We start from the raw sequence: 22,770 nt of genomic DNA, 5'->3' as shown, positions 1-22,770 counted from the left end.
GGGCGGGGCGGGTATTCCCCGGTGCGCTTGCACGCTAAAGAGCGATGCGGTGGCCTCCGCCGAAAAAAGGGTCCAATATGAATGGACAGGGGCCGTTTGCGATGCCATCCGGCGCAAATGCCAATCCGGCGGCAGTGAGTGCGACCCGATGTCACACCCCGCACCAGCTGCATCAAGCCCAGAGCGTCCTTTCAGGCTGCAGCTCGCCGCTATAATCAGCCACCCATTTTCACGACGCAACATGTCCTTCACCCGTCGGCTCGTCTTCTGGCTCGCGCTGCTGGGCATGGTGTTGCACTCGCCATGGCCGCCGATGGCCCACGGGCAGGCTGCCGGGGGAATGATAGATCACTCGATCTGCAGTGCGAGCGGCATACGTGTCGTCTCGGTAGAGGATCAAACGTCCCTCGATCAGGACGCCCCCGGCAATCACCAGAGCCTCGACGATTCCCTCTGCTGCCTGGTCTGCGCGGATCTCGGCAGTACCGTTGCAATACCGCACGTGCCCTTTGTCTTTCAGCCTCAACTGAGGCAGCTTGGCCTTGTGCGGCCGGTGTTACAGCCGGATGCCTATCGGCCTCCGGGCAATCTTCGCGCGACGGCCCGAGCGCCACCCTTGGCATGAGCGCATAGCCTGAACGGCCGCGCGCTACACAGCGCGCGCTCATGCCACGGGCGGGCTAACGGTCCGCCCCCGTATTGCCCTGAACACCATGAATCCGATCCTTCGCGCCGGCACCACAGGTGCCGCCTTGCTGCTTCCCTCGTTTGCGTTCGCCTGCGCCACCTGCGGCTGCTCACTCAGCGCCGATGCTGCCATGGGCTACTCCGCAATGCCGGGCTGGCGCATCAGCTTCGACTACAGCTTCATCAACCAGAACCAACTGCGCCATGGGACAGGATCCGTCCCCGCCACGCAGGCTGCCGCAATCAACGACGCCGGTGGCAACCAAGAGGTGGAGAAGCAGACGATCAACCGTTACTACAACCTGGGCCTGAGCTACAGCCCGAATAGTAGCTGGAGCTTCAGCACTATCGTCCCCATCATCGACCGCAGTCACACCACGTACGGCAACGCTACCTCCGACCAGCTCACGCCGGACAACGTGAGTGGTGTGACCGCCAGTGGCCTGGGCGATATCAAGCTCATCGGCACCTACCAGGGTTTCCTGCCCACCCGAAACCTCGGTGTGCAACTTGGCGTGAAGCTGCCCACTGGCGCCTACGGAGGCCAGAATGTCGCCACCGGCGCCACCGTGGGGCGCCGCCCGGTGTTTTTCTCGTCAGGCCCGAATGCGGCTGCGGGCCAGGCGCTCGACGCCAGCCTGCAGCCCGGTACCGGCAGCACCGACCTGATTCTTGGCGCGTACTATTACCAGCCGGTCAGCCAGAATTTCGACGCCTTCATCAATGGCCAATTCCAGGCGGCAGTGATGCAACGGCTGCACGACTTCAATGCGGACTATCGTCCCGGCAATCTCCTGACCGTGAGCACCGGCGTGCGCTACGTAGTCAACCCAAAGATAGTGCCCCAGCTACAGTTCAATTTCACTCACAAGAACGCGGACCAGGGCGCACTTGCCGATACCATCAGTACAGGGGGTAGCGTGCTCTACCTGAGCCCCGGGGTCACCGTCGCCGTGAGCGAGCATGTGCACATGTACGCCTTTGTGCAGAAGTCGATCCATAGCAATCTTCAGGGGTATCAACTCTTCCCTCGCTGGACTGGCAACCTGGGGGTGTCCTATGCGTTCTGACCTCTCGTCTCGTCGCGACTGGATCCGGAAGGCCGCCGCTCTTGCCTGCGGACCGTCTCTTGCTGGCTGGCATACATCGGCGAGCGCGGAGAGCCTGGCGGTGGGGCGGCCTGCGCCACCGCTGGTGCTGCGCACGCTCGACGGGCGCACCATCGATACGCGGAGCTTGCGTGGCCAGGTAGTCGTACTCACGTTCTGGGCGACGTGGTGCGGCCCGTGCCACGTAGAGCTGCCTGTCTTGTCGGCCTATGCAGCGGCTCACGCTGGCGAAGGGCTGACTGTGCTCGGGTTCAGCCTGGACACGCCGGACTCGCTCGCCGACGTGCGCAAGATGGCTGCCAGCCTCGCCTTTCCGGTAGGGCTGCTAGGTAGTGCCTACGCGGGCGGCTATGGCCGGGTCTGGCGCCTTCCAGTGAACTTCACCATCGACCGCGCGGGGATGCTCGCCGATAACGGCTGGGATGATGCCACTCCGGCCTGGACAGCCGAGCGGCTGGAGCAGGTGGTCACGCCTCTGCTGAAGCGGTAAAACTGGGCAGAGTCCTGGGCGACATGGAGTGCTTGGCATGCCGATTCGCGGCCGTTCAGACTTCTACAGGAGTGCCGCTCCAGAACGTGCTAGCGGGCGGCCGCCTAGGAAGAACGCCAAAGCTGCTCGAGGTCTCCATGAACGTCGAGTAAGTTGACTGAGAAGCGGCATGCATTCTCGAGCGGCAACCCTTTAGCACTGACGCCCGCCACGGCAGCGTCCGCTAAGGCCCAGCACTTGCCGGCCCGCGGGAAGGATCGGACGACTCCGAGGGGGCGCAGACGCGCCCAGGGGTGGGCGCCGATGTCGGTCGGCACACATGGTGGTGGCCTCAGGCTCCTTGTGCTCGGCTCAAGGTCGGGTAATCGGTGCGCCTGTTCGCGCTCGCTGCGAAGAACTGCTGGATCCCGGCATCACCTTCGATTTCGGCCTGACTCCACGACGGGTCGATCTGGTTAGTGAACCCTTCGACGTGGTGATCCGCATGGGGGAGTCCGGGAACTCGCAACGGATCGCACGCGCGTTGGCCTTACTCACGCCGCATCCGGCTACCTGGAACGGTCGGGCGAGCCAGACAAGCCCGGCGACCTGGATCGGCACGAGTGCTTGAGCCTCCTGAAGGCGGGTTCGTGGACGTTGCGAGACGGGAAGCGAAGCGCCACGGTGTCGGTGGGCGGGCGGTTCGTGTTCAACAGCGTTGGCTTGAGCCGCCGCCTGGCAACGCTGGATATGGGCATCGTCCTGATGCCGGATGAGGTTGTCGCTGATGAACTGGCCAGCGGAAGGCTGCATGAATGCCAGGCATGGCAGCCGCAGGTAAAGCAGCGCATTGCGCTGCACAAAAAATTTGCCGGATATACCAAATACACACCGTAAAAAAGACATTTCTTGCCATAATAACAACCGCTTCTGATCAGTCTCCGACCCGTTTCGGCAAGGGGCAGGTCAATCGTCTGTCAGCCGTAAGGCACTTTCTTGTGAATGGCTCGTGGAAGAACAAATCACTGTCTACGCATTCCCGGTATTCCTGCTATTGATGCTGGTGGAGCTGGGCTACGGCCTGTTCGTCGGTCGCAATACCTATCGCCTGAGTGATGCTCTCAGCAATCTGAGTCAGGGCTTGCTAAGCCAGCTGGTGGCCAGTGTCAGCCAGCTCTTCCAGATCGGCCTGTATGTTCTGACATGGCGCCGGGTGGCACTGTTTCCTCATGCCGGCCTGTGGGGCAGTGTCTGGGGCTGGCTGCTGGCGATCGTGATGTTCGATTTCTGCGACTACTGGTTGCATCGGGCCGGGCATGAAAGTGCGGTGTTCTGGGCCGCCCATGCCGTGCATCACCAGAGCCAGGATTTCAATCTGTCCACCGCGCTGCGCCAGGAGAGCACCGTTGCCTTCCTGGGATGGCCGTTTTACTTGCCGATGGCGCTGGCCGGGGTTGCACCGCAGCAGTTTGCGCTGGCCGGCCTCGTCGTGCTGCTATACCAGTTCTGGATCCACACCGAGCACATCGGCAAGCTGGGCTGGTTTGACCGGGTGTTTTCCTCGCCGTCCAACCATCGTGTGCATCATGCGGTCAACGACCAGTACCTGGACAAGAACTACGGCGGGATGCTGATCATCTGGGACCGGCTGTTCGGTACTTTTGCCGAGGAGGAGGAGAAGCCGGTGTACGGTACCCGCACCCCGCTCAACAGCTGGAGTCTGCTATGGGCGGTGGCTTCCGGCTATATGCCGCTGTGGCAGATGGCGCGCCGCGCGCCACGCTGGCAGGACAAGATCAAGGTGTGGTTCAAGGCACCGGGCTGGCTGCCGCCCGGCGTGAGCGATGATAGTGCGCCCTTTGACTTGCAGCGTGCACGCCAGCGTTTCGATCCTCCGCTGGTGGCCGGTGCCGCGCCAGTGGCTCTGCTGCAGTTTGCTCTGCTGATGGTGGCCGGTGCCGGCTATCTGTGGCAAAGCGATGCGATGGGGAGCGGCCTGCTGTGGGGGCTGGCGCTGTTGCTGATCGCCGGTCTGGCTGGTCTGGGCGGCTTGCTGCAGGGGAGGTTGCGGCCACGCAGCCTGCTGGGGCTGGATGTGCTGCTGTTGTTGCTGGCCGGATTGCTGCTGCGCTGACTGGGATCCAATCGTAGAGTCGCCGAGTCGCCAAGCGGCAAAACGGCTGGGCAGCCCATGGCCCCGCCTATAACCCTATAACCACCCTGCCCATGCGGTGCGCTCAGGCCCCGCCGCCCGCCCGCAATTCCGCCCGCACCGAATGCGCCCGCCGATGCGCGCCCGGCGTCTGGCCCGTATGGCGGCGCACCAGGTTGCGGAAGGCGGACATATCCTGGTAGCCGCATTGCTCCGCAATGGCGGTCAGGCTGAGCGTGGAGACTTCCAGCAGGTGGCAGGCGCGCTCAGCGCGCAATTGGTGCAGGAACTGCAGCGGCGACATGCCCACTGTCTTCATGAAATGCCGCAGCAGCGTGCGTTCACTGGTGGACGCCACCGCTGCCAGCCGCGGCAGGTCATAAGGCTCGGCCAGATGCTGCTGCAGGTAGCGGCGCGCGCGCAGCGCCACGCTGTGGCGCTGCGCGTCGCCGGTCTTCAGCCAGATGTTGACTGTCTCGCCGCGCTCGGGCTGGTCCAGCAGAGCGTTGCCCAGCGTGCGGGCCAGCGCGTTACCGGCGGTATGCGCCACCGCCTGCAGCAACAGCGCATGCATGCGATCCAGCGCGCGGGAACTGAGCAGGTTGCCGCTCTTGACCACTGGCTGGTCGGCCTGCAATCGTCGCGCGGGTTCGCTCAGCTGCATCCAGTTGGCAATCAGCCACGGCACCGCCAGCTTGCGCTGTGCCGGCAAATCCATGGCTACCAGCAGTGCCACTGCCGTGAACGGCGCCACCACCAGCGCCCCCCGCGCAGCCACTGCCGCAATGGCTGCGCGTTCGCGGTCCAATCGCGACAGCATATGTTCAAGCCCGCCGATGTGGTCAAACAACGGTGGCGCGATCACCACCATGGCGTCCTTGCCTGCGCCGGCCAGCTCTTCCAGCGGCACGCACGTGCAGCGCAGCACGCTGGCCAGCGCCTGCCAGCGTTGCGGCTCGGCTACCGCCAGCCGCCAGCGAAAAGGCGCCGCCGTGGCGCGCCGCCGGCTTTGCATGGAGGCAAGCGTGTTGGCAATGTCCAGCATGTCGACCGCGGTGGAGAGGGCGGAGACAACGGCCGAGGGGTAGCACAGCAGATAGACGTCCGACATGGCGCGGCGAGTTGTGGTTGGAAGGGTGCCTGCCCGATGGCGGGAACGCCACCAATTGTGGCGGAATCCACTCTACCTGTCACGGCCGCGATGCCCGACCATGTCGGCGGCACCATGGCGCGTCGTCGGTTGGCGCGCAACGTTCCATGGGCCCACAGCACAGACACAAGACCGAGGAGACAACACAATGAAGCAACGCATCGTGCGCGGCGCGACCGCACTTGGCGGCGCCGTGCTGGCGGCCGCCACCCTGGGCGGCTGCGCCACCGCAGGCAGCGACAGCGCCAACTGGAGCGAAGGCGGACTCAACGCCGAGATCCGCCGCACCGCCTTTGGCATTCCCCATATCAAGGCCGACGACTACGCCAGCCTGGCCTTTGGCATGGGCTACGCATACGCGCAGGACAACGTCTGCCTGATGGCCGACCAGGTCGTCACGGTCAGCGGCGATCGCTCGCGCGTGTTCGGCCCTGACGAAAGTACCGAGGTGTCATTCAAGCGCATCAAGAACAGCGAATCGGACCCATTCTTCCGCGCCATCATCGATGACGACGCCCTGCGCGCTGGCTATGCGCAGGCCTCGCCAGAGGCGCGCGAACTGCTGCGCGGCTATATCGCTGGCTACAACCGCTACCTGCGCGATACCCCGCCCGCCCAACGCCCGGCTGGCTGCCGCAACGCTGACTGGGTCCGGCCCATTACCGCCATCGACCTGTTCCGCCTGGCCGAAGAGAAGAGCATCCAGGCCAGTGCCGGCGCGCTGGCCGCGGGCATTGTCGCCGCCGTGCCGCCTGGGGCGGCGGGCACTGCCAAGACCGCGCAGCAGGCGGGGGCGGTAGACCTGGCCAGCATCGACTTCGAGGCCGTCAACAAGGACCTGCAGCTGCTGGATCCGCCGATCGGCAGCAACGGCTGGGCCTTTGGCAAGGAAGCCACCACGAATGGGCGCGGCCTGCTGCTGGGAAATCCGCATTTTCCGTGGACCACCACCAATCGTTTTTTTGAAGCGCACCTGACCATACCGGGCAAGCTGGACGTCATGGGCGCGTCCATTGCATCGTTCCCGATCATCAGCATCGGCTTCAACAAGGACGTGGCCTGGACGCACACCGTGTCCACCGCCCGCCGCTTCACGCTGTATGAACTGAAGCTGGCCGAAGGCGACCCCACCACCTACCTGGTGGACGGCGTGCCGCACAAGATGACCCCACGCACCGTCAGTTATGCGGCAAAACTGCCCGACGGCCGCACCGAGCAGCGCTCGCACACTTTCTACATGACGGAATACGGCCCGGTGCTGTCCATGCCATCGGCCGGCCTGCCGTGGTCCGCGCAAAAGGCCTACACGCTGCGCGACGCCAACCGCAACAACACGCGTTCGGTCGACACCTGGCTAGATATCGGCCGCGCGCGCGACGTGGCTGGCATCCGCACTGCCGTTGGCCGCCTGGGCATTCCGTGGGTCAACACCATTGCCACCGACCGCGAAGGCCGCGCCATGTTTGCCGATGTGTCGGTCGCACCCAACGTATCGGCCGCCATGCTCAAGCAATGCGCGCCGGCCGGCGACAGCGCTACGCTGGCCGCCAAGCTGATGCAGGGCACGGGCATGGTCCTGCTGGACGGCACGCGGGCTAGCTGCAACTGGACGGTGGACGCGGCATCGCCAGTACCGGGGCTGGTGGCCCCCAGCGCCATGCCCGTGCTGGTACGCGATGACTATGTCGCCAACAGCAATGACAGCTCGTGGCTGTCTAACCCCAGCCAGAAGCTGACCGGCTTCTCACCGGTGCTGGGACCCACTGAAGTTGCGCAACGCCTGCGCACGCGCGTTGGCCTGATGGAAATCGGCCGTCGCCTCTCGGGGGAGGACGGCCTGCCCGGCAACCGCTTTGACGTGCCCAGCCTGCAGGCCGTGCTGTTCCGCGACCGCAACCTCTCAGGCGAACTCGTGCTGGATGACCTGCTCGATGCCTGCCACGGCACCAAGGACGCCGACCTGAGCGACGGCTGCGCGGCGCTGCGCAAGTGGGACCGCCACAGCAACCTCGACAGCCGTGCCGCACCGCTGTTCCGCGAGTTCTGGATGCGCGCCAGCAAGATCCCCAAGGTCTACGCCATCGAGTTCAACCCGAGCGATCCGGTCAACACCCCACGCGGACTGCGCATGCGCGATGCGGCCGTGCGCGCCGAGGTCTTCAAGGCACTGAAGGACGCGGTGCAGGCCATGCGCACCGCCGGCTTTGCGCTGGATGCGCCGCTGGGCCAGGTGCAGGCCGCCACGGCACCGACTGGCCGCATCGCCCTGCACGGCGGTGAGGAATACGAAGGCGTGCTCAACAAGCTGCAAAGCACCCCGGTGTCGGACAAGGGGCTGCAGGTCTACTTCGGGACCAGCTACGTGCAGACCGTAGGCTTTGACGAGCAAGGGCCGGTCGCCGAGGCGCTGCTGGTGTACGGCCAGTCCGCAGATCAGCAGTCGCCGCACGCCTTTGACCAGATGGCGGAGTACTCCGCCAAGCGGTGGGTGCGGCTGCCGTTCAGCGAGCAGGCCATTGCGGCGGACCCGCAGTTGAAGCTAACGCGGCTGAGCCAGTAAGCCGGCGGCGTTGGGAGCGGGGCCACCGGCCCCGCTCACCAGACAAGCGTGCCTCAAGCGGTCGATAGCCCGCCGCGGGCCTCTGCGAGTGCAACCGTCAAGTGCTGCACCTTCTTTTTCAACTGATCGCGCTCTTCTGTCAGCTGTGCCACCAATTGCGTCAGACGGTGAATTGCCAGTTGATCGGGGGTGGCGTCGCTGGGTGGGGGCACCGGTTCAGGCTTGGGTGGCATGCGGGCCTCGCGCACCTGTCTCGCCACCTGGCGCAGTTCCTTCTTGCCCCCTGCAACGGCCGCTACCTGCTTCTCGCCAGGCAAGGAGGCTACGGCTGCCGCGGCATTGATGGAAATCACGCCGGCCTTTACCGCGCTGACCAACTCGGGCGCAGCGGTCTTCTGGATTTTTTCGATCTGACCAAGCGTCGCACTGCTCACCCGCGCCGTGCGCGCAACGGCCTCGCGAGTCAACACGGTACCGGCCCCGGCTTGCACGGCGACTTCAGCCCCGGCAGGCTTTGCAGAACCAGGCTGGGCTTGCGCTTGCGCTTGCGCTTGCGCTTGCACTTGCGCCAGACGCGCGGATACGATTTCCTTCTTCCGCAATGCGAGTACACCGCGCTGGAAATCCGATACGCTGCGCCGCCCGAGGTGATTGTCGATCATCCACAGGTGCACATCCTCCATGGACTGGAACGTCTGGTTTTGTACCGTATTGAAAGGGACTCCGTGCTTCTGGCAGATGCTGTAGCGGTTGTGTCCGTCCACCAGGAGATCGCCCCACAGCACCAGTGCATCGCGGCACCCCTCCGAGAGCAAGCTGCGTTCCAGCGCCGCGTATTCGTCGTCTGTAAGTGGATCGATATAGGCACGGAGGTCTTCGTTGATAGTGATCGTCATGGGTCACGCGAAAAAGGTAGGGCAGTAGTGTACACACTGCCTGCCTTACCAGGCGACGGCCGACCTGGCGGCCGGGCGGTGGCTAACCGCCGGTACAATGTGTGCACGGTGCCATGTGCACAGATCGTTTCTCCACGGCTGACCCATGCTAAACCTGGACCTGCGTTCCATGACGGCAATGACGGGGATGATCAATATCGCCCTGGGCATCGTCCTGCTGGCCTTTCGCCGCGCCTATCCCGCTTCCATCAAAGGGTTGCTACCCTGGGCGCTGGCGCCGCTGCTTTGCGCGCTTTCCACCGCCTTCTATGCGATGGATGGGCATTGGCCGGCCGTGCTCGTCGCACTTGGCGGTAACGCGCTGCTGCTTTCGGGCTGTGCACTGTTCTACTTCGGCAGCCAGCGCTTCTACGGGGTGCCCTGCACCTGGAAACGCTGGCTCGCCCTGGGCATTGGCTGCCTGGCTGGCATTACCTGGTTCCTGCTGGCCCATCCCGACTACCGGATCCGCGTGTTGCTGCTTACCTCGGTGTTAGCGGCAATATGCCTGAGCCATGCGCGGCTGACCTGGCAGCACGGCCGGGGCTTTGCGCCGCGCTTCATGGCAGTTGTCCTCGCTTTCCAGGGGCTGGCCTTGCTGATGCGGGCTGCGACGACGCTTTTCCAGGATGCCGTCGATACTTCCCGGTTTTCCCCTTCGGCCATTCAGACCGCGTACATTACAGCGTTTTGCTTCGCCTCCCTCTTCGTCTGCCTTGGACTGCTTTTGACGGTGAGCGAGCGGTTACGTGCGCAGTTCGAGTACCTGGCCCAACGCGACGACCTGACGGGAATATTGAGTCGACGCGCTGTGCTGCACGCAGGTAGTAGTGAACTGAAGAACCGGCGCGGCGGCCAGCCACTGTCGTTGCTGCTGATGGATATCGACCACTTCAAGCGCATCAACGACCAGCACGGACACCTGGTGGGTGACCGCGTTCTGGCGCATTTCGCACAAATCGTAGGGCGGGCACTGCGCCACACGGACCATCTCGGCCGCTTTGGCGGCGAAGAGTTTGTCGTGCTGCTGCCGCAAACCGGCATGGAGGCGGCGCTTGCCATGGCCGAGCGCGTGCGCCAGGCAGTCGAGCAGCAATCGGCCATCGCCGGGCAGCCCGCCTGCACGGCAAGCCTGGGGTTGGCCAGCGTCGAGGCCGGGGAAGCGACCCTTGACGAATTGCTGGCACGGGCCGATTCGGCGTTGTATCGCGCCAAGGCTGAAGGGCGCAATCGTGTTGAGGCAGGCTAAGGGGCGGTTTCAACTGGCTTACCGTCTCAAAACAACGATTTAACATAACCATCATGCGGTGTGGCTTGTCGTAGTGGCTAAGCAATGGCTGGAGCGAAGCTCAATCTTTGTCATTGAAGACAAACCGGGCGCCAGCATGCGATCATCGATACCCTCGGATTTCACGTAAAACCACGTGCCATGCCGGCGGCAGACAGGGGTGTTCGCCCTGCTGCCAATCCCCAACGCCAGCGAAGGAAGACGCGCGCTCATGACGCAACAAACCATTTTCAGCCTCGAACCCAACCCGAACGCGCTCGACGCGGCCACGCGGGATGCACTGATGCGCGACCCCGCTTTCGGTCGCGTCTTCACGGACCATATGGTGACGATCACCTGGCGTGAAGGGCAGGGTTGGCAGGACGCCAAGGTCACTGCCCGCAAGCCGTTCTCGATCGATCCGGCGTGCTCGGTACTCCACTATGGCCAGGAGATCTTCGAGGGCATGAAGGCCTATCGCGGCGCGGATGGCGCCGTGACGCTGTTCCGCCCGCTCGAGAACGCGCGCCGCTTCCAGGCGTCGGCCAAGCGCATGGCCATGCCGGCGTTGCCTGAATCGCTCTTTCTGGAAGCGATCGAGCAGCTGGTGCGGATCGACCAGGCCTGGGTGCCGCACGGCACGGGCAGCCTCTACCTGCGTCCCTTCATGTTTGCCAATGAGGTGTTCCTCGGCATCAAGCCCGCCTCCGAATTCATTTTCTGCGTGATCGCCTGCCCGGTGGGACCGTACTTCAAGGGCGGCGACAAGGCCGTCTCCGTCTGGGTATCCGAGAACTACACCCGCGCCGCGCCCGGCGGCACCGGCGAGGCGAAGTGCGGTGGCAACTATGCCGGCAGCCTGGTCGCGCAGAGCGAGGCCACGGCGAACGGATGCGACCAGGTGGTCTTCCTGGATGCCGCCGAGCACCGCTGGGTGGAGGAACTCGGTGGCATGAACATCTTCTTCGTGATGGACGACGGCACCCTGGTCACGCCGCCCCTTAGCGGCTCGATTCTTCCGGGCATCACCCGGGCTTCGGTGATCGAGCTGGCCAGGGAGATGGGCATGGTGGTGGAAGAGCGCCGGTATTCGTACCCCGAGTGGGAGGCGGATGCCCAAAGCGGACGCCTGGCCGAGGCCTTTGTTTGCGGAACGGCGGCGACGCTGGTGGCCATTGGCGAAGTGCGGTCCGCGCGCACGCGCTTCGCGATCGGCAACGGCACCGCCGGCAACACCGTCAAGGTGCTAAGGGAGCGGCTGGTGGAGATTCAGCGCAACCAGGCCGCTGGCCCTGCCGGCTGGGTTCATCACGTCGGTTTGTAAGAGCGCCTTGCTGGGCGCTTACGGTCGGGCTCGCCTGATCTGCCGCCTGGCAATCGGCGGGCCAAACCGGAAACCATGGCGCAGCCGGATTCTCACCTCGCTGCGCCATGCCGCCCCCGCGCTAGCCGGGGCCGTCATACTCACGCCACGCCGTCCTCCCCCCCGCATGACGCGCTGATCTTCTCGATCAGGCCGAGCAGCAGCGGCGCATAGCGCGCCACATCACGCGGCTTTTCGCTGGGCTTGTGCGGGAAGCTGATATTGAGCCCGTACCACTGGTGGTCCGGCCCGCGGAACGCCGCGCCCACGGCGGTCAGGTGACCCGGCTGGTAGTTGGCGCTGCAATAGCCTTGCGCCTGGGCCTGGGCAATGCCACGCGACAGTTCCTTGTGCAAGGCCGGCCATTCGTCGCCGGCCTTCTCCTCGATCCGTGCGAGGAAGTGGTCGCGCACGCCGGCCGGCACCGCGGCCAGCCACGCCATGCCGATCGAGGTCAGTTCCATGGGAACGCGCGTGCCGGGCGCGACGCGCCGGGTGCGCGATACGCTGTCGCGGCTGTGGCGCACCGCGGCCAGGTAGACCATGGCGGTCTGGTCGGGCACGGCCAGGCCGACATTGACCTTTTCCGCCTCGGCGATCCTGCGCATCAGCGGCAGGGCGATATCGGGCACCGTGGTGGCGTGGTGGAAGGCGTCCGCCAGGCTCACCACCACGGCCGCCAGCCGGTAGGCGCGCTCGGTGGCGTCGTAGCGCAGGAAGCCGCTGTCCACCAGCGAGCGCGTGAGGCGGCTGACAGTGGGGCGCGGCAGGCCGGTGCGCGCAGCCAGGTCCGCATTGGTCAGGCTGGAAGAGCCGACGCGGAACGCGCGCAGCAGCAGCAGGCCACGTTCGAGCGACTGACTGCCTCCGGTCTGGCGCGTGAACTGGCCGGTACTGTGCGTGAGTTCGCGGCTCGAAGGCGGTTTGGCGCGGGAGTCCGGGTGGGAATCGGGGTCGGAACCGGAGTCGGAATGGGGGTGCGGGTCAGCCATGTCGTTGGCCGCAGGCCCGCGGATCCAGCATCGGGGCGCTGCAAGTAATTTCAGTATCCGAAATTGTAGTGTAGCGCGGGAATCCGCATCGGCGAATACTGGGTGCCTTTCCACTTCCCGGAGCCCCTCGCCATGACCTCGGCATCCACCCCCGAAATCGTCCTGACACGCGACCAGCATGTTGCGCAGATCGAGATCTCGCGCCCGCCCCATAACTTTGTCGACGCCGATGTCATGCGCCGGCTGGCCGAAGCGCTGCTGCAACTCGACGAGGACGACAGTTGCCGCGCCATTGTGCTGTCATCTGGCGTGGGCGCCTTCTGCGCCGGGGCCGATTTCAGCGGCGCCGACCAGGGCAGCGTCTCGCGCGACCCATCGGCCTTCTACGCTCAGGCCATGAAGCTGTACCGCAACCGCAAGCCCATCGTGGCGGCCGTTGCGGGTGCCGCGATCGGCGCGGGGCTGGGACTGGCCCTGGTGGCGGATTTCCGCATCACATGCCGCGAAGCGCGCTTTAGCGCCAGCTTCAACAGGCTCGGCTTCCATCCCGGCTTTGGGATGAGCGTGACGCTGCCACGCCTGGTCGGCGAGCAGCAGGCCGCGCTGTTGTTGTATACGGGCAGGCGCATCGACGGCGAAGAAGCGGTGCGAATCGGGCTGGCCGACGAACTGGTGGCGCAGGCCGAGGTGCGTGCCCGCGCGCTGGCGCTCGCGCACGATATCGCGGCCTCGGCGCCGCTGGCCGTGGAAAGCACACGCGAGACGCTGCGCCTGGGGCTGGCCGACCGCATCGTGCAGGCCAACCAGCGTGAACTGGCCATCCAGCGCGTGCAGTTCGCTACCGCGGATTTCCGCGAAGGCGTGGCGGCGATGGCCGAGCGCCGCGCCCCCGTCTTCCAGCGCCGCTGAGGGGGCCGCATGCCACATGAGAGACCCGTCTGCGCCGGCCCGCTCGAGGGAATTCGCGTACTCGACCTGACTTCAGTGGTGCTGGGCCCGCTGGCCACGCAATCTCTGGCCGACCTGGGCGCGGACGTCATCAAGATCGAAGGGCCGGAAGGTGACCTCATGCGCGCCAACGGCGTATCGCGCAACGCCGGCATGAGCTCGATCTACCTGGCGCTCAACCGCAACAAGCGCTCGGTGGTGCTGGACCTGAAGACGCCTGCAGGCGCGGCGGCGCTGCGCCGCCTGATCGGCGGCGCCGATGTGCTGATCCACAATATGCGCGTGGCCGCCATCGAGCGGCTGGGTTTTGGCTACGCCGCGGTGGCAGCGTTGAACCCGCGCATCGTCTATTGCGTGGCCACCGGTTTTGGCCAGGACGGCCCGCACCGTGACAAGCCGGCCTTCGACGACATCATCCAGGCCGCTTGCGGGCTGGTGTCGCTGGGCTCCGCCGCCGGCGGCCGGCCCGAGTATGTGCCCAGCCTGATCGCCGACAAGACCACCGGGATGGCGCTGGCCAACGCGGTGATGGCCGCGCTGCTGCACCGCGAGCGCCACGGCAGCGGGCAAGCGGTGGAGGTACCGATGCTGGAAACCATGGCCAGCTTCGTGATGGCCGAGCACCTGGCGGGGTTGACCTTCGAGCCCGCCACCGGCGCGGCCGGCTATGCGCGCCTGCTGCAAGGCGGGCGGCGGCCGGCGCAGACTGCGGACGGCTGGATCTGCGCGCTGCCATACACGGACCGCCACTGGAGAGCCTTTTTCCACGCCGTGGGCCGCGATGACCTGGGTGACAAGTACAACATCGCCAGCCGCGCGCAGCGCAACGCCCATATCCGCGCGCTGTACCAGCACCTCGCGCAGATCACGCCGACCCGTACCACAAGGGAGTGGATGGCGCTGTTCGAGACGCTGGATATCCCCGCCACGCCGATCTATGCGCCGGACGAATTGCTGGCGCATCCGCACCTGGAAGCGGTCGGGCTGTTCCAGCAGACCGAGCATCCCACCGAGGGCCCGTTGCGCGAGATGCGGCCCGCGACGCGCTTCTCCGCCACGCCGCTGTCGCTGCGCCGGCATGCGCCTACGCTGGGCGAGCACACCGATGAAGTGTTGCGCGAAGCCGGGCTAAGCCCTGAAGACATCGCCCGGATAACGGGTGGTCGGGACGCCGCCTGAAGCGGCACGCAAACAATAGAGGAGACATGGCATGAACTTCGTACTGGAAGAAGAACACCGGATGCTCAAGGATCTGGTGGCGCGCTTTGTGCGCGAGCAACTGATCCCGCTCGAAGCGGGCGTGCTGGCCCGCGAGGCCGAGGGCGGCCAGCTCACGCTGCTGCCGCAGGAGCAGGACAAGCTGGACGGACTCTCGCGTGAGCTGGGCCTGTGGGGCCTGGATGCGCCGGCCGAGATGGGCGGCGCCGACCTGCCAGTGGTGGCCATGGTCGGCGTCAACGAGGAACTGGGCAAGACCGTCACACCCTATGACCTGCCGCCCGATTCGCCGAACCTGCGCATGCTGCTCAAGACCGCCGACGCGGCCCAGCGTGCGCGCTACCTGGAACCGTACGCGCGCGGCGAGACCATCTCCGCCATCGCTATTTCCGAGCCCGGCGCCGGCGGCGACCCGGCCATGATGACCACCCGTGCCGAACGCGACGGCGATGACTGGGTGCTCAACGGCCGCAAGATCTGGATCAGCCGCGCCGCCCGCGCCGACTGGACCATCGTGATGGCCGTAACCGACAAGGCACGCGGCGCCCGCGGCGGCATCTCCGCTTTTCTGGTCGACCGTGGCACGCCCGGCTTCAAGGTAGAACGGCGCATCCCCATGATCGGCGGCGCCTCCACCTACGAGGTGGTGCTGGAGGACTGCCGCGTTGCGCACACGCAGCTGCTCGGCGTGGAAGGCCAGGGCTTCGCGCCGATGCAGGCACGGCTGTCCAGCCGGCGCGTGCAGATGGCGGCCTGGTGCATTGGCCGAGCCCAGCGTGCGCTTGACATGCTGTGCGAGTACGCGCCGCAGCGCCGCACCTTCGGCGCCGCGCTGGCGGACCGGCAGGCAATCCAGTGGTGGGTGGCCGATGCCGCCACCCGCATCCACGCCTGTCGCCTGATGACTTACGAGGCCGCGGCACGCATTGACGCCGGCGACGAGGCGCGTACCCAGGTCTCGATGATCAAGGTATTCGCCACCGAGATGGCCTGGGACGTGATCGACCACGCCATGCAGGCCTTTGGCGCGATGGGCATGACCAAGGAAATGCCGTTGCAGCAGATGGCCAACGAGACGCGGTTGATGCGCATCTACGAAGGCCCGTCCGAAGTGCACCGATGGGTGATCGCGCGGGATCTGCTTGGCCTCAAGCGTTAGCCCGCCGCCAAAGCGAACCACGGAATCACTGAACCACGGAAACACAGACGCACCCGCACTGGCGGAACCCACTGCCAGGCGCAAGACCAAGGAGACAACATGACCCGAACCGTGAACTGTTCCCGGCGCCGCTTCGCTGTCCTGGCTGGCACCGTCTTCACAGCTAGCCTGGCAGGCGCGCCGTTCGCCGCGCTGGCGCAGCCGCAGGCATTTCCCAGCCGCCCGATCCGCTTTATCGTGCCGTTCCCGTCCGGCAGCGGTACCGACATGACCGCCCGCATGTTCGCCAAGAAGATCGGCGAGCTGACGGGGCAGGGCGTGGTGGTGGAGAACAAGCCGGGTGGCAACGGCTTTATCGGCGTGCAGACGCTGCTCAGTGCGCCGGCCGACGGATACACGGTCTTTATCGGCAGCAACTCCACGCTGTCCACCAATGCCGCCACCTTCCGCAAGCTGCCTTACGATCCGCTGACTGACTTCACGCCCATCACGCTGTTGTCGCGCGGGCCATGCCTGATCATCGTGCCGGCCAGCTCGCCGTATCACACGTTCAAGGCGCTGGTGGAGGACGCGCGCAAGCGGCCCGGCGCGCTCAACTACGGCACCGGCTCGGTGTCGTACACGCTCTACAGCGAATGGCTGAACGAGCAAAGCCGCATGAAGACCACTGCCGTGCCTTACAAGGGCGCCGGCGACGCGATCAACGGCGTGATGGCCGCCAACGTGGACTTCGCCGTGGTGGATGCCAGCGGCGCGATTGAGCTGGTCAAGGGCGGCAAGGTGCGCGCGCTGGCTTACACCGCGGCCCAGCGTTCGCCGCTACTGCCGGGTGTGCCAAGCGCGGCCGAAGCCGGCGTGCCGGACTTCCTGGCCTACAACTGGGTGGCAGCGGCGGTCTCCGCCAAGACACCTGCGCCCATTGCACAACGCCTGGGCGAACTGTTCGCCCAGGCCGGCGCCGCCGACGACGTCAAGGAGTATTACCAGCGCCAGTCCACCTCGCTGATCCTCTCCACGCCGGCGGAACTGCGCGACTACCAGAAGGAAGAAATCGCGCGCTGGAAGCGGCTGGCAGCGATCGCGAAGATCGAGCTGCAGTAAAAAGAGAGCGCAGGGGGATCATGCCCCATTCGCTTGCTCGGCGCGCGGCCCTCTCCCTGCGGACTCCGAGGCAAAAGCTCTAGCCTTTACAACTTTGACGATATGCGTCGCCCCGGGGCGGCCCAATAGAGGTCTTCGCGAGGACTGGCGGTGTTCGTGGAGTGGTTCGAGGCGCACCTCAAGTCATATCGTCGGCTGACTTTATTGCCCCCAGTTCGCCATCGCAATTCAAGCCGCCATCGAGCAGTCGGGCATTTTGCCTTTGCTCCCTATGCGGCGGCCGGTACTGAAGATGACTGCTTGGGTGTCGCGAGAGCCAACGCGACCGCCCACCGTTTAGCTGCTGCCGACTCCCATCGAATATCAATCAATAAAATTGAACAAGTTGTCCGACTAACTCATCACATCGTCAGCCCGCGCTGCCATAAAGTTCAACCCATGGACGGATCGATGCCAAAGACGACGTTCTAAATAATTCAACCAGGTAGCCAAGGAGAGAAATCATGACCAACGCCAAGCTCGAAGTCCTGACCCCGCAAAACAGCCAGCTGATCTTCATCGACCACCAGCCGCAGATGGCCTTCGGCGTGCAGTCGATGGACCGCCAGGCAATGAAGAACAACGCGGTTGGCCTGGCCAAGGCGGCCAGGATCTTCAATATTCCCACCACCATCACCACGGTGGAGAGCGAGTCTTTCTCCGGCTATACCTACCCCGAACTGCTCGACGTATTCCCCGGCCAGCAGACGCTGGAACGCACCTCGATGAACTCGTGGGACGACCAGAAGGTGCGCGACGCGCTGGCCGCCAACGGCCGCAAGAAGATCATCGTGGCCGGCCTGTGGACCGAGGTCTGCAACACCACCTTCGCGCTGTCGGCGATGCACGACAGCGACTACGAGATCTACATGGTGGCCGACGCTTCCGGCGGCACCAGCAAGGAAGCGCACGACTACGCCATGCAGCGCATGGTGCAGGCCGGCGTGGTGCCGGTGACCTGGCAGCAGGTGCTGCTCGAATGGCAGCGCGACTGGGCGCACCGCGACAGCTATGACGCCGTGATGAAGCTGGTCAAGGAACATTCGGGCGCTTACGGCATGGGCGTGGACTACGCCTACACCATGGTGCACAAGGCCGAGCAACGTACCGCCACGCCGCACGCGTCGCTCGCCCCGGTTCCAGCCCGCTGATATTCCCGGCCTGAGCCCGCAGGGAAATTCCCCAGGCAGTCAGACTAGTGCTAAAGTTCCGAGCCATGTCACCTGGTATTGCCCGGGGGCATCATGCAAAGTTGATATCGGGAGAGACTGCCTGGCCATGCGCCGGGCAGCGCCGAAGGAGCAACCGCCCCGGAAACTCTCAGGCAAAAGGACCGGTATCACGTTTGAACTCTGAAGAACCCCGGCGCTCGTCAGCCGGCGGTACCGAAGGAGCAAGCGATCCCCGCCACTCCCAAAGTGGCGTATCGTGAATCTCTCAGGTCAAGGACAGAGGGGGCGTCTTTTGCGCATGCCGCGCAGGAGGCTCCCACTCGACGTCCTGGAACCATAGAGATGAAATCAATTGCCGTTATCGGTGGTGGCATCACCGGCGTGACCACTGCCTACGCGCTCGCCAAACGCGGTTTCTCGGTCACCCTGCTCGAAAAACACCGCTATGCCGCCATGGAAACCTCGTTCGCCAATGGCGGCCAGCTTTCCGCTTCCAATGCTGAAGTCTGGACACACTGGTCCACCATCCTCAAGGGCATCAAGTGGATGCTCAAGAGCGATGCGCCGCTGCTGGTCAATCCGCGCCCGAGCTGGCACAAGCTGTCCTGGTTCGCCGAGTTCATCGCCGCTATTCCCCATTACCGCAAGAACACCGTCGAGACCACGCGCCTGGCGATTGCCGCGCGCGACCACCTGTTCTCCTGGGCGGCGGCCGAAGGCATCGATTTCGACTTGAAGAAGGAAGGCATCCTCCATATCTATCGCGACAAGGCGGGCTTCGAGCATGCAGGCAGGGTGTCGAAGCTGCTGGCCGAGGGCGGGCTGGAGCGCCACGCCGTCACGCCGGAAGAAATGCGCGCGATCGAGCCGACCCTGGCCGGTCAGTACTACGGTGGCTATTTCACCCAGAGCGACGCCACTGGCGACATCCACAAGTTCACCAGCGGCATGGCCACGGCCATCGACCGCCTGGGCGTGCGTTGCCTGTACAACCAGGATGTCCAGTCGGTCAGCACCGATGGCCGGCAGGTCACCATCGTCAGCAGCGACGGCCAGCAGGCCGAATCGCGCGTGTTCGACGGCGTGGTCGTCTGTGCCGGCACGGCCAGCCGGGCGCTGGCGGCCAGCCTTGGCGATCGCGTCAATATCTATCCGGTCAAGGGCTATTCGATCACCGTCAACCTGAACGATGCGCAAAGCCAGGTGGCCGCGCCCGTCGTGAGCCTGCTCGACGACGAGACCAAGCTGGTCACCAGCCGCCTGGGCGTTGACCGCTTCCGGGTGGCGGGCACGGCGGAGTTCAACGGCTACAACCGCGACATCCGCGCTGACCGCATCCGTCCGCTGGTGGAGTGGGTCAACCAGTGCTTCCCCGGTGTCAGCACGCGCAGCGTGGTGCCCTGGGCCGGACTGCGGCCGATGATGCCTACCATGCTGCCGCGCGTGGGCCGGGGCCGTGCGTCCTGCGTGTTCTACAACACCGGCCACGGCCACCTGGGGTGGACGCTGTCGGCGGTCACCGCGGACATGATCGGCGATGTGGTGCAGCAGGCCATGGGCGCCCGGCGTGCACATGGCGTGCAGGACGCGGTGGCGCTGGTGACTCCGTAAGGGGCCGGACGCGTTACCCGCCAAGCGCGGCCATATTCTCCACCCGCAAGGTCTGCGGGACCGACAGCGAGATATCGGCCGCGCGCAGCCGCTTCAGTATCTCGAACAGCAGGTCGCTCTTGGTCGCGGTGGCGATCCGCGGGCTGCCTACGTAGCCCGTCACGCTAAGCGTGATCCCGTTCGGCGCCAGCTGGCTGAACGTGACGGATGGCGCGGGCTTGTCGAGAATGGCCTCATTTTCCCGATAGGAGTCGAGCAGCAGTTCGCGCACCTGCTCGGGATCGATGTTCAACGGGAAGGTGAGCAGCAGCGTCGCCACGCCTTGCGTGCTGTTGCTCATCGTCACGTTGCGCAGGTTCTGCGAGATCAGCTGCGAGTTGGGCACGATCACGGTCGAGCGGTCGCCCAGCAGGATCTCCGTCGCGCGCACGTTGATGCGCTTGATGTCGCCCTCCACGCCGCCGATGCTCACCATGTCGCCGACCTTCACCGGGCGCTCGGTCAGCAGGATGAGCCCCGACACGAAATTCTTGACGATCTCCTGCAGGCCGAAGCCAATGCCAACGGACAGCGCACTGACGATCCAGGCCAGGTTTTCCCATCTGACGCCGAGCAGCGACAGCGTCAGCAATACGATCAGCACATAGCCGATGTTGCTGAACAGCGTGATGAGCGAAGCGCGCAGGCCCGCTTCCATGCAGACCTTGGGCAGGAGTTCCGCGTCCAGCCAGCGCCGCACCGAGCGCAGCAGGTAGGTGCCGACCGAGAGCGCGATGACCGCGTTCAGGATGCGGTCGGGCATGATGTTGAGGCTGCGCAGCCGCTCGCCGCCGAGCATCGACAGCAGGCTGTTGAGCAGGTCGCTCGGCGTGGTGCCGAAGCCGCCGGTCAGCAGCGCGATGACGGCCACCAGGAGGAGCAGGCTGGTGCCGATCCCCGAGAGCACCGTCGACGCCTGCGCGAGATGGCTGTCCCCGAGTCCGAACAACTGCTTGATGACCTTGCCGCTTGGATGGTGCGCGCTGAACACGCTTTCGCAGACGTCGCGGGTCAATTGCGTCAACAGGTACAGGCTGCACAGGACGATGTCGATCCAGACAAGCTCGTAGGTCAGGAAGCGGGCGAACGTGATGTAGCCGATCAGCAGCGCCATCAGCGAGGCGACGACCGTCACCGTTACGCCAGCGTGGATCAGGCCGGCAAAGGTGGAGCGCGCTTCAGGCCGCTCGCCCGCCGCGGCGAGCTTCGTGCGCACGCGGTTGGCGCGCAGCAGCGCCGCGCCTATCGTCAGCACCACCACAAGCGACACCAGGCCGCGGCCTAGCAAGGTCACCTGCAGGCTTGTGTCCGCGGTCCGGTTGAGTTGCTCGAGTGTGCCGGCGATCAGCAGCAGGCCAGCGAGGACACTAGGGAACGGACGCATCGCCAGCGCGACCTTGTCGGCGAGCGCGGGCACGCGCCATGAGGGATGGCGCGTGCACAGCAATGCCCGTCCCAGGCCCGCGATCAGCGCGCTTGTCAGCGTCAGCTTGCCGAGTTCGCTGATCAGGTCCTGTACCTGAGCTGGTAGTTCATAGTGCGGGGCGAAAGCAAAACACACAACCTGTACCGCGATGGCGGTCGCCGCAACCGTCGCGAGTACCGTGGCAAGCGCGAGCGCGCTGCGCCGCAGCCGGCTCTCGGGCAAGCGCGTCAGGCAGAACCATGCCAGCGCCCGCTCGATCAGCCGTCGGCCGACGGTCCAGGCGCCGATCGCAAGCAGCAGAAGCAGGGCGGTGATTGCCTGCCGCCCGGGTTGCCAGGCCAGGTCCCACAACGGGGTAACTTGCCCCATGAACGCGTTTAGCCGCTGCTGGTCCTCCTGGCTTGGCGCGAACAACGGCTCCCAGAATGCCGTGCCGAGAATGCTGGCCGAGCGCAGCGCGAGCTGGTTCTTCAATCGGCTGCGCTGCAGCTTGGCGATCTGCTCGGTCAGGTTGGTCACATTGCCCTTGACCTCGGCCACTTGCTTCAGTCCGCTGTCCAGTTGCGCCTTGCGCGCGTTCAGGTCTGCCCGCTGCTGTGCGACTGCGGCTGCCTCCGGTGTGGTGCCGGCGGCGGGTGGCGGCCCGAGCACGTCGAGCTGTGCCTGTAGCTGCGCACGCTGGGGCGTGAGCGCCGCGCTCAGCTTGTCGACGTCGCCTGCCAACTGGTGGATGGCGTCATCCAGCCCTTCGAGCTGCGTGCCGCTGGTGGGCGACGACGCCAGTTGCTTGATGCGGTCCTGCTCGGTCTGGAGCCGTTTCAGCTCGGCAACGGCATCCGCGCGCGATGGCGGCCTGCCGGCGGGCGCATCCGCATTCATGGTGGTGTCGGCGGCTGCGGCCGGGAGCGCGGTGGGGATCAGGTGCAATAGCGCAACCAGCACAAGGCTCAGCACGAGCCTGGGGAGTTTGCTCATAGAAAGAGATAGATCCTTACTGATCGGCTTGCCGGGCCGGCAATCGCGCGGGTTCGCGTGGATTGCCATGACGCGTCAGACGGTCGATGACCGGGGGCGACGATCAGGATGTTGGGCGGCCGCGCGGAGATCGAGATGGGAGTCGATCGGAGCGCCAGGGGGCGATCTTGCCGGCGTGTGCTCTATAGTCAGTCGGACTATTGGCGATGCCGCGTGATCGGCACGCCGCTTGATAAGGGAGACTTGCCTGAAAGAGTCTGAATTATACAGAAGGCATCGCGTGCCCTTCGTTTTCAGCAGGCTACTGGCGTTTGCGTCACTCGACCCGTATCATCCAAGGTTTCACGCGAGCGGCATGCAAGCTCTGCTATTCTTGGTCAGCCGCTGCTGCCGCGGCG

17 protein-coding genes, 1 pseudogene and 1 riboswitch are annotated in these 22,770 nt (G+C 65.2%); of the genes and pseudogenes, 14 read left to right on the top strand and 4 right to left on the bottom strand.

Translation table 11 applies throughout. From position 1 onward, the window contains the following. The first annotated feature begins 241 nt into the window (after positions 1 to 241). The 5 genes and pseudogenes from F7R26_RS32005 to F7R26_RS31985 all read left to right on the top strand — a co-directional run bounded on the left by F7R26_RS32005 (position 242) and on the right by F7R26_RS31985 (position 4,399). A complete protein-coding gene (locus F7R26_RS32005; protein ID WP_150986738.1) occupies positions 242 to 625 on the top strand; it encodes a DUF2946 family protein in 384 nt (127 codons plus the stop codon). An 88-nt stretch (positions 626 to 713) separates the two neighbouring features. After that, the gene (locus tag F7R26_RS32000; RefSeq protein ID WP_150986739.1) at positions 714 to 1,757 is read left to right on the top strand and encodes a transporter; all 1,044 of its coding nucleotides are present in this window, start codon (positions 714 to 716) and stop codon (positions 1,755 to 1,757) included. Continuing rightward, positions 1,747 to 2,286, top strand: a complete 540-nt coding sequence (locus tag F7R26_RS31995; RefSeq protein WP_150986740.1) for a TlpA family protein disulfide reductase — start codon at positions 1,747 to 1,749, stop codon at positions 2,284 to 2,286. Before F7R26_RS32000 ends, F7R26_RS31995 begins: the two co-directional genes overlap by 11 nt. Positions 2,287 to 2,686: 400 nt before the next feature. Continuing rightward, positions 2,687 to 3,075, top strand: a pseudogene (locus F7R26_RS31990) (LysR substrate-binding domain-containing protein); the annotation flags it as partial. Positions 3,076 to 3,274: 199 nt separating this feature from the next. After that, complete coding sequence (locus F7R26_RS31985) at positions 3,275 to 4,399, top strand: sterol desaturase family protein (protein ID WP_241754606.1); 1,125 nt, start codon at positions 3,275 to 3,277, stop codon at positions 4,397 to 4,399. A gap of 103 nt (positions 4,400 to 4,502) precedes the next feature. On the opposite strand, the gene F7R26_RS31980 is transcribed toward F7R26_RS31985, so the two are convergent. Then, a complete protein-coding gene (locus F7R26_RS31980; RefSeq protein ID WP_150986741.1) occupies positions 4,503 to 5,528 on the bottom strand; it encodes a helix-turn-helix domain-containing protein in 1,026 nt (341 codons plus the stop codon). 187 nt (positions 5,529 to 5,715) lie between these two features. On the opposite strand from F7R26_RS31980, the gene F7R26_RS31975 reads away from it, so the two are divergent. Further along, a complete protein-coding gene (locus F7R26_RS31975; RefSeq protein WP_150986742.1) occupies positions 5,716 to 8,127 on the top strand; it encodes an acylase in 2,412 nt (803 codons plus the stop codon). Positions 8,128 to 8,180: 53 nt separating this feature from the next. Here the strand turns inward: F7R26_RS31975 and F7R26_RS31970 are convergent, their stop codons facing one another. After that, positions 8,181 to 9,023: a ParB N-terminal domain-containing protein gene (locus F7R26_RS31970; protein ID WP_150986743.1), complete on the bottom strand. Its 843-nt coding sequence runs from the start codon at positions 9,021 to 9,023 to the stop codon at positions 8,181 to 8,183. A gap of 187 nt (positions 9,024 to 9,210) precedes the next feature. On the opposite strand from F7R26_RS31970, the gene F7R26_RS31965 reads away from it, so the two are divergent. Both F7R26_RS31965 and F7R26_RS31960 read left to right on the top strand, forming a co-directional pair. Continuing rightward, positions 9,211 to 10,311 carry a GGDEF domain-containing protein gene (locus F7R26_RS31965; RefSeq protein ID WP_241754605.1) on the top strand — a complete coding sequence of 367 codons (1,101 nt, stop codon included), beginning with the start codon at positions 9,211 to 9,213 and terminating at the stop codon, positions 10,309 to 10,311. Between the two features lie 250 nt (positions 10,312 to 10,561). Then, on the top strand, positions 10,562 to 11,653 hold the full coding sequence (locus tag F7R26_RS31960; RefSeq protein WP_150986745.1) for a branched-chain amino acid aminotransferase: 1,092 nt from the start codon (positions 10,562 to 10,564) through the stop codon (positions 11,651 to 11,653). 140 nt (positions 11,654 to 11,793) lie between these two features. Here the strand turns inward: F7R26_RS31960 and F7R26_RS31955 are convergent, their stop codons facing one another. Continuing rightward, a complete protein-coding gene (locus F7R26_RS31955) occupies positions 11,794 to 12,684 on the bottom strand; it encodes an IclR family transcriptional regulator (protein ID WP_150986746.1) in 891 nt (296 codons plus the stop codon). Positions 12,685 to 12,816: 132 nt separating this feature from the next. Between F7R26_RS31955 and F7R26_RS31950 the strand changes: the two genes are divergently transcribed. The 6 genes from F7R26_RS31950 to F7R26_RS31925 all read left to right on the top strand — a co-directional run bounded on the left by F7R26_RS31950 (position 12,817) and on the right by F7R26_RS31925 (position 19,932). Beyond that, complete coding sequence (locus tag F7R26_RS31950; RefSeq protein ID WP_150986747.1) at positions 12,817 to 13,593, top strand: enoyl-CoA hydratase/isomerase family protein; 777 nt, start codon at positions 12,817 to 12,819, stop codon at positions 13,591 to 13,593. Positions 13,594 to 13,602: 9 nt separating this feature from the next. Continuing rightward, entirely contained in the window at positions 13,603 to 14,811 is a 1,209-nt protein-coding gene (locus tag F7R26_RS31945; protein WP_150986748.1) for a CaiB/BaiF CoA transferase family protein, read from the top strand. 31 nt (positions 14,812 to 14,842) lie between these two features. Beyond that, positions 14,843 to 16,009 carry an acyl-CoA dehydrogenase family protein gene (locus tag F7R26_RS31940; RefSeq protein WP_150986749.1) on the top strand — a complete coding sequence of 389 codons (1,167 nt, stop codon included), beginning with the start codon at positions 14,843 to 14,845 and terminating at the stop codon, positions 16,007 to 16,009. 99 nt (positions 16,010 to 16,108) lie between these two features. Beyond that, positions 16,109 to 17,110: a Bug family tripartite tricarboxylate transporter substrate binding protein gene (locus tag F7R26_RS31935; RefSeq protein ID WP_150986750.1), complete on the top strand. Its 1,002-nt coding sequence runs from the start codon at positions 16,109 to 16,111 to the stop codon at positions 17,108 to 17,110. A gap of 503 nt (positions 17,111 to 17,613) precedes the next feature. After that, positions 17,614 to 18,300, top strand: coding sequence for a hydrolase (locus F7R26_RS31930; protein ID WP_150986752.1), 687 nt, complete (start codon positions 17,614 to 17,616; stop codon positions 18,298 to 18,300). 98 nt (positions 18,301 to 18,398) lie between these two features. After that, positions 18,399 to 18,495: riboswitch (glycine riboswitch) on the top strand. A 168-nt stretch (positions 18,496 to 18,663) separates the two neighbouring features. Then, positions 18,664 to 19,932: a D-amino acid dehydrogenase gene (locus tag F7R26_RS31925; RefSeq protein WP_150986753.1), complete on the top strand. Its 1,269-nt coding sequence runs from the start codon at positions 18,664 to 18,666 to the stop codon at positions 19,930 to 19,932. Positions 19,933 to 19,945: 13 nt separating this feature from the next. Here the strand turns inward: F7R26_RS31925 and F7R26_RS31920 are convergent, their stop codons facing one another. After that, positions 19,946 to 22,372, bottom strand: coding sequence for a DUF3772 domain-containing protein (locus tag F7R26_RS31920; RefSeq protein ID WP_150986754.1), 2,427 nt, complete (start codon positions 22,370 to 22,372; stop codon positions 19,946 to 19,948). Positions 22,373 to 22,770 lie beyond the last annotated feature (398 nt).

This window comes from Cupriavidus basilensis (assembly GCF_008801925.2).
GTDB classification, from domain to species: Bacteria; Pseudomonadota; Gammaproteobacteria; order Burkholderiales; family Burkholderiaceae; genus Cupriavidus; species Cupriavidus basilensis.
The sequence above is the reverse complement of the archived record's forward strand: the minus strand, read 5'-3'. Positions and strand labels throughout refer to the sequence as shown.